Below are 6669 nucleotides of genomic sequence, written 5' to 3' on the forward strand. Positions count from 1 at the left end.
CCCCCCGCCGGTGACGGCGCGTCTTCTGCACCTCCAACCCGAATCCCAGGCACGCACATGACAGACACGCGCTCATGACAGACAACCTCTCGACGCTCTTCAGCTACGCACCCCAGCTGTGGGATGGGCTGAAGACGACTCTCATCCTCACCGCCGGCGGTGCTGCCGGTGCGCTGTTCATCGCCTTGGTGCTCGGACTGGCGATGGCCAGCCCGTACCGCTGGCTGGGCATCCCGGCGCGCATCATCGTCGAGTTCTTCCGCGGCACGTCCCTGCTCGTGCAGCTGTTCTGGCTCTTCTATGTGCTGCCGCTGCTGGGTGTGAATCTCGATCCGCTCAGCTGCGGCATCTTCGCCCTGGCACTGAACTACGGGGCGTATTCGGCCGAGGTGGTGCGCTCGTCGATCGCGCACGTCGACCGCGGCCAGTGGGAGGCGGCGACCGCGCTGAGCCTGTCGCCGGTGCGGATGATGCGGCGCATCATCTTCCCGCAGGCCTGGCTGCTCATGATCCCGTCGCTGGCGACGCTGCTCATCCAGCTGCTCAAGGGCACTGCGGTCGTCTCCTTCATCACCCTGCAGGACCTCACCGACCGCATCGACCAGCTGCGGCAGGCCACCGGCGACACCTTCTTCGCCTACACCGTCGGCCTGCTGCTGTACTTCGTGCTCGCTTGGCTGCTGCAGGTCGGCATGGATGCCCTGGAGCACCGGGCCGCGGTCGCACTCGGCCGGCGCGAGAAGTCCGCAGGTCTGCGCAGCGTGTTCTTCCGGCAGCACCGTCCGAAGAAGGAGGTGCTGGGCTGATGTGGGATTGGTCGCGCGCATTCGATGCGCTGCCGCTGCTGCTCAAGGGCTTTGGGAACACCCTCATCGCCACCGTCGGCGGGACGCTCATCGCCGTTGTGCTCGGACTCGTCATCGCGATCCTGCTGCGCATCCTGCCCCGGTGGATCAATTGGCTGCTCAAGCTCGCCGTCGCGTTCGTGCGCAACACGCCGCTGGTGGTGCAGCTGCTGTTCATCTACTTCCTGTTCGCCAAGCATCCGGTGCTCGCCGGGATCCCGTCGCTGACGCTCGGGCTCATCATCATCGGCGTGCACTATTCGACGTACATGTCCGAAAGCTACCGGGCCGGCATCGACTCGGTGCCGAAGGGCCAGTGGGAGGCGATCAGCGCGCTGTCGCTGCCACCGGCCCGGGCGTTCCGCTCGATCGTCCTCCCCCAGGCGCTGCGGGCGACAGTCCCCTCGCTGGGCAACTATGCGGTGGCGATGTTCAAGGACACCCCGTTCCTGTTCGCCATCGGGGTCGTCGAGCTGGTGACCTCCGCCCAGCAGTACGGCGGCCGACACTTCGCCTACACCGAGGCGTTCACACTTGCCGGCCTCATCTTCCTGGCCGCCAGCTATCCGACCTCACTGCTCATCCGACGATTGGAGAAGTCCCTTGCCCGGTACTGACGAGACCCCACAGTCCCGCGCGGACGGCGCTGCGGCAGCCCAGCCGGCCATCGAGTTCGTCGATGTCGAGAAGCGCTTCGGCGACAATGTCGTCCTCCAGGATCTCAACTTCTCCGTCGCCCCTGGCGAGCGCGTCACGCTCATCGGGCCCAGCGGTTCGGGCAAGACGACGATCCTCCGGCTCATCATGACCCTGGAGAGCCTGACCGATGGATACATCTGTGTCCACGGCAAGCCGCTGACGCACGAGAACCGCGACGGCAAGCGGGTGGCGCTGCCGAAGAAGCAGGTGCGCAGCAACACCAAGCGCATCGGCATGGTGTTCCAGCACTTCAACCTGTTCCCCAATATGACGGTCGCCGAGAACATCATCGAAGCACCGATCCACGTGCTCGGCATGTCGAAGGCCGATGCGCTGGAGAAGGCGCGTGCGCTGCTGGAGCGGGTCGGCCTGGCTGATAAGGAGAATGAGCATCCGACGAAGCTCTCGGGCGGACAGCAGCAGCGCGTGGCGATCGCCCGTGCGCTGGCAATGGATCCCGAGGTGCTGCTGCTCGACGAAGTGACTTCGGCTCTCGACCCGGAGCTGGTCGACGATGTGCTCGGGGTGCTGCGCGAGATCGCCGAGACCACCGACATCACGATGCTCATCGTCACCCATGAGATGCAGTTCGCCCGCGATGTCTCACAGCGGGTGATGATGTTCTCTGACGGCCAGATCATCGAAGACGGCCCACCGGACGAGATCTTCACCCGCCCGCAGCATGAGCGCACCGCGAAGTTCCTCTCCGCGGTGCTGGAGCACTGACCCCAGGCCTCAGCCCCGCACGTTCGTCACTCCCGCAGCTGCAGGAACCACAATGCGGTCTCGCCGACCTTCTTGTGCCGGAACACCTCCAGCCGCTCCGGCAGCCTCGGCTCCGGTGACCGGCTGGAGCGTTCGAACACGATGAGCGCTGCCGGGTCGCGCAGCAGCGGCGCGCACGCGTCCAGGATCGCGGTCACCTCCGCCTCGGGCATGGGATACGGCGGGTCGGCGAAGATGAGGTCGATGCTGCCGTCGGGCAGCCGTGCCGCGCCCGAGGCGGCCGGCGCCTGGATGATCTCGACCTCGCCTGTCACGCGCAGGGAGCGGGCGTTGGCGGTGATGACGCGGCACACGGAGGCGGCGCGTTCGATGAAGGTGACGTGGGCTGCTCCGCGGGAGAGCGCTTCGAAGCCGAGGCCGCCGGAGCCTGCGCAGACGTCGAGGACGTGGGCGCCGGTGAGCATGTCGAGGGTGGTGAGTGAGGAGAACAGGGATTCGCGCACCCGGTCAGAGGTCGGGCGGGTGCCCTCGCCGGGCGGGGTTTTGAGGCGGTGGCCTTTGCAGCGGCCTGCGATGATGCGCATGCTCAGTCCGCGGTGCTGCCGAAGCTGCGTTCGGGGCCGATGATCGTGTCGATGAAGTCGCGCAGGTGCGGGTAGGCCTCGAACAGCGGGTCAGCGTCGACGACGTCTGCTGCTGCCGTCCGGGCGTCTTCGATGACGCGTGCGTCGCGGGCGACCGACAGGTGGTTCAGCGACGTGCGGCCCCACTGGGTGCGGCCGAGGACATCGCCTTCGCGGCGCTTCTCCATATCGAACTCGGCCAGAGCGAAGCCGTCGAGGGTCTCGGCGACGGTCTGCAGTCGTTCCATCGCCTCGCTGCCGGACGGCTGGTGGGTGAGCAGAAAACAGGTCGAGGGCTGCCCGTCGCGGCCGATGCGTCCGCGCAGCTGGTGCAGCTGAGCGACGCCGAAGTTCTCAGCATTACCTGGTACTTCGACGAGCACGTCAGCCGGGCACAGCGGGAAGGTCGATGCGGTTCTTACGGCGATCCCGCACTTCGTCGGTTCCTGCGTCGTCATCGCGGATGATGACGTCCGTTATTCGGCGGAGACGCTCCTTCATCTCAACGACCTTCTCCAGGAGGTGGGCCTCGTGCGTCCGCAGAACCACCCCGTCATCAACCCTTCGGCACCTTCTCCGTGCCACGTCCGCTGGGACATCGCCCGGGCCCTTGTGAACCGGGCGTGGGCGTCCGACTACCCGGGGCACCCTGGGAGTGCGGTCGGAGTACCTGGGCGCTGGCTACGACCCGGGAGTGCCCATTGCGAATCTTGAGCTCATGCGCATAGCCCAAACCCGAGGCGGTGTCCTCGCCGCCGCCGACGACCTCTTCGTCGCCAGACTCCCGCCCACGTCCCGCGCGTTCCGCGGGCAGCGCGTCCGGCAGACATACGACAGCTTCGCGCAACCGGCGCGGCTGGCCGCGGACCTGTTGATCCTCCCAGTCCTGCCCCTCTCGGTTCGTTGGCGCGCCGTCGGACTCCTTGCGACGGCTGCGGCGATCCTTTTTGTGCCGAGAGGCGGCGTTGGCGTGATCACGGACGCACCGTGGTCCCGCCGGACCCCGCACTCTGGGCGCTCTCTGGCTCGCTGAGCGGGGCGTGTGCCCATAAGTCGTGGTGGGCGCCCGAATGCGGGGCGGGGTGCCCTACCGCGGAACGCGGCTGCACACGGCCGCGAACTCACCGCGGTCCCTTCGCCGACGAGAGGCGGTGCTCGCCGCTTCGCCCCTTTCCACGGCATCCGCACCTTCCATCCGCTCGCGCACATACGATGAAGAGACCCGATGACCATCACCCCCACGCTCGTGAACACCACTATCACGCCGTGCCCGGGCGGTCCGCTGCTGGTTCGCGGGGAGTTCGTACTCGCAGGCGAAGAGGACGGCCAATGGAAGCGGCCGCGGCCCAATGTCGTCGCCCTGTGCCGGTGCGGAGCCTCCGGTATCCCGCCGCTGTGCGACGGCTCCCGCAACCTCATCGGCTCCCACGCCCCGGGGGCAGCGTCGAAGGTTCTCCCCGCGCGACTGCCGGACAACACAGACCAAACCCCACGACCCGCTGTCGGATGATCCCTCGACACGCCCCGTCTCCACACGTACGATGAAAGCCAGGCCCGGTGAGAGCCGGGCGCAGCCCACCCCAGGGAGGCACTGTGCGCGTCGCAATTGTCGGAGCGACAGGAAATACCGGTACTGCCGTACTGGAGGCGCTGGCGGCGACCCCAGAGGTGACAGAGGTGGTTGGGATCGCGCGCCGCATGCCGGACACCACGGTCGCCCCGTACGACGGGTGTGACTGGCGTTCCATCGACGTCGCAGCAGCCAGTCCGGAGGGTGAAGCGATCGCGCGACTGGCCGACGCGTTCGAGGGGGCCGATGCGGTCATCCATCTTGCCTGGCTCATTCAGCCCAACACGGAACGCGAGCTGCTGCGCCGTGTGAACGTCGACGGCACACGTCGGGTGACGGAGGCGGTCGCCCGTGCCGGCGTCCCGCACCTCGTCGTCGCGTCCTCCGTCGGGGCCTACTCCCCGGACGACACGGACGATGAGGCGACCCGCCGTGACGAGTCGTGGCCGACGGATGGGATCGCTACGTCGCACTACAGCGTGGACAAGTCCGCTCAGGAGAAGGTGCTCGCCGATTTCGACGCACATCACCCCTCCATCACCGTGACCCGTCTGCGCCCGGCACTGATCTTCGGAGGCCGCGCCGCGTCGGAGATCCAGCGGTATTTCCTGGGCTCCTGGATACCGCTGCAACTCCTGCGCTACGGGCGCCCGCCGTTCCTCCCCGTGCCCCGCGGCCTGCGCGGCGTCCAAGCGGTCCACGCCGACGACATCGGCCGCGCATATGCGGCGGCAGTTCTCGCACGCGCACCGGGAGCGTTCAACATCTGCGCCGACGACACGATGGGGCTCAAGGACCTCGCAGACATCATCGACCACGGTCGGTTCGTCGAACTACCCTCAGCGGCCCTGCGCACAGGGCTGGGCATCGGCCATCGCACCGGGCTGGTCGCGGCGGACACAGGGTGGATTGACATGGCGGTGGGCGTCCCGCTCATGGATGCGTCCCGGGCGAAGGCGGAACTGGGATGGGAACCGCGCGTCTCCGCAGCTGACGCGCTGCGGGACCTGCTGAACGGGTTCATCGCGGGCACCGGCACCGATTCGGTGCCTCTGCGACCGCGCCGGGCCTCCGGCACCGCACCCCGCACCTCAGCGGTGCCTCCCGCTGACAGGGAGCTGCTGGGGATCTACCTGGACGATCACCTCACGGGAGCGACCGCCGGTGCGCAGCGCGTGCAGCGGATGGCAGACGACTTCGTCGATACACCGTACTTCGCTCCGCTGTCGGAGCTGGCGATGGAGATCGACCGCGAACGTGCGCGGCTCGCAGCTCTGATCCCGGCGCTCGGCCTGACCCGCAAACCGCTGCGTCAGGCGGTGTCCTGGGCGGGAGAGCACGTCGGGAGACTTAAGGGCAATGGAGCGATCCTGGGCCGCTCACCCCTCACCCCGCTGCTGGAGACGGAGCTGATGCGCAGCGCGGTCATCGGGAAACTCGGTCTGTGGCAGACGCTCGCCGCCAACGCCGAGGCGTGGGGCCTGGCAGCTGCCGAGTTCGACGAACTCGTAGCGCGCGCCCACGCCCAGCTGGAGACTCTCGACGCCGTCCACGCGTATCTGCGCACTCGCGCGCTGCGCCACGACGGCGACGCTTTCGACCATCGCAGCGCCCACAGCCCAGTGGGCGCGCAGGGAACCTAGGAAGGGGGCATCATGGACGACGTGAACGACCTCCGTCGGGCGGCCGTGTCCCGCAACGCGGAGGACACAGACCCCCGCAGTACGGAAGCGCAGAAGGCCGACGCGCAGACCGCGGAGGCTAAGAACACCGCAGATAAGCACCTGGTGAGCGATGACGAGGTCGCGGACGAATGGGGCAAGGAATCCTTCCCCGGCAGCGACCCGCCGGCGAACTACTGAGAAGAGGGCGAACAGGTGCGAGCAGTCACCCGGCAGAACACCGGGAAGGTGCCCGCCGGCACAGTTTCCGGGTTCTAGGGCGGGTGTCCTTTATTCACCATTTGAGGGCTGTCTCGGTGGAGACGTGACTACACAGCATCGACACCGAGTCTTTACGGTGAGCAGTGGGCGCGAATCGGACCGCTGTTGCCCTCGCAATGCTGGCAAGAAAGCCCGGCCGTTTGAGAACAGCCGTCGGATCGTCGAAGGATCGGATCGTCGAAGGGATCGTCTACCGGCACCGTACAGGAATTGCCTGGCGTAACCTGCCGCGTGAGCATTTTGGGCCCTGGCAGACGGTGTGG

8 protein-coding genes and 1 pseudogene are annotated in these 6669 nt (G+C 67.4%); 7 read left to right on the top strand and 2 right to left on the bottom strand.

Annotated features, from left to right (window positions below):
- Positions 1-74 precede the first annotated feature (74 nt).
- Genes ehuC through ehuA form a run of 3 tightly spaced genes read left to right on the top strand, consistent with a single transcriptional unit; the run spans position 75 to position 2270 of the window.
- Entirely contained in the window at positions 75-806 is a 732-nt protein-coding gene (gene ehuC / locus B4E96_RS11110; RefSeq protein WP_286957584.1) for an ectoine/hydroxyectoine ABC transporter permease subunit EhuC, read from the top strand.
- Positions 806-1462 carry an ectoine/hydroxyectoine ABC transporter permease subunit EhuD gene (ehuD, locus tag B4E96_RS11115; RefSeq protein WP_175292888.1) on the top strand — a complete coding sequence of 219 codons (657 nt, stop codon included), beginning with the start codon at positions 806-808 and terminating at the stop codon, positions 1460-1462. Before ehuC ends, ehuD begins: the two co-directional genes overlap by 1 nt.
- Positions 1449-2270, top strand: coding sequence for an ectoine/hydroxyectoine ABC transporter ATP-binding protein EhuA (gene ehuA / locus B4E96_RS11120; RefSeq protein ID WP_286957585.1), 822 nt, complete (start codon positions 1449-1451; stop codon positions 2268-2270). The genes ehuD and ehuA overlap by 14 nt, the downstream gene beginning before the upstream one ends.
- A 26-nt stretch (positions 2271-2296) precedes the next feature.
- Here ehuA and rsmD read toward each other — a convergent pair whose 3' ends face one another.
- Together rsmD and B4E96_RS11130 are read right to left on the bottom strand one after the other, a co-directional pair.
- Complete coding sequence (gene rsmD / locus B4E96_RS11125; RefSeq protein WP_286957586.1) at positions 2297-2854, bottom strand: 16S rRNA (guanine(966)-N(2))-methyltransferase RsmD; 558 nt, start codon at positions 2852-2854, stop codon at positions 2297-2299.
- A 2-nt stretch (positions 2855-2856) separates the two neighbouring features.
- On the bottom strand, positions 2857-3351 hold the full coding sequence (locus B4E96_RS11130; protein ID WP_286957587.1) for a hypothetical protein: 495 nt from the start codon (positions 3349-3351) through the stop codon (positions 2857-2859).
- A 767-nt stretch (positions 3352-4118) separates the two neighbouring features.
- On the opposite strand from B4E96_RS11130, the gene B4E96_RS11135 reads away from it, so the two are divergent.
- The 4 genes and pseudogenes from B4E96_RS11135 to B4E96_RS11150 all read left to right on the top strand — a co-directional run.
- Positions 4119-4403 carry a CDGSH iron-sulfur domain-containing protein gene (locus B4E96_RS11135; RefSeq protein WP_102161736.1) on the top strand — a complete coding sequence of 95 codons (285 nt, stop codon included), beginning with the start codon at positions 4119-4121 and terminating at the stop codon, positions 4401-4403.
- Positions 4404-4486: 83 nt separating this feature from the next.
- Positions 4487-6106 (top strand): NAD-dependent epimerase/dehydratase family protein, encoded by a 1620-nt coding sequence (locus tag B4E96_RS11140; RefSeq protein ID WP_102161735.1) that lies wholly within the window; start codon positions 4487-4489, stop codon positions 6104-6106.
- A 12-nt stretch (positions 6107-6118) separates the two neighbouring features.
- Positions 6119-6325: a hypothetical protein gene (locus B4E96_RS11145; RefSeq protein ID WP_102161734.1), complete on the top strand. Its 207-nt coding sequence runs from the start codon at positions 6119-6121 to the stop codon at positions 6323-6325.
- A gap of 108 nt (positions 6326-6433) precedes the next feature.
- Positions 6434-6669, top strand: a pseudogene (locus B4E96_RS11150) (transposase); the annotation flags it as partial.

The organism is Brevibacterium sp. UBA7493, from assembly GCF_002479565.1.
Classification (GTDB): domain Bacteria; phylum Actinomycetota; class Actinomycetes; order Actinomycetales; family Brevibacteriaceae; genus Brevibacterium; species Brevibacterium luteolum.

Excerpts from the sequence above, each read along its gene's own strand:
- rsmD (WP_286957586.1), bottom strand. The coding sequence starts at position 2,854 with ATGCGCATCATCGCAGGCCGCTGCAAAGGCCACCGCCTCAAAACCCCG.
- B4E96_RS11130 (WP_286957587.1), bottom strand. The coding sequence starts at position 3,351 with ATGACGACGCAGGAACCGACGAAGTGCGGGATCGCCGTAAGAACCGCA.
- B4E96_RS11135 (WP_102161736.1), top strand. The coding sequence starts at position 4,119 with ATGACCATCACCCCCACGCTCGTGAACACCACTATCACGCCGTGCCCG.
- ehuD (WP_175292888.1), top strand. The coding sequence starts at position 806 with ATGTGGGATTGGTCGCGCGCATTCGATGCGCTGCCGCTGCTGCTCAAG.
- ehuC (WP_286957584.1), top strand. The coding sequence starts at position 75 with ATGACAGACAACCTCTCGACGCTCTTCAGCTACGCACCCCAGCTGTGG.
- B4E96_RS11145 (WP_102161734.1), top strand. The coding sequence starts at position 6,119 with ATGGACGACGTGAACGACCTCCGTCGGGCGGCCGTGTCCCGCAACGCG.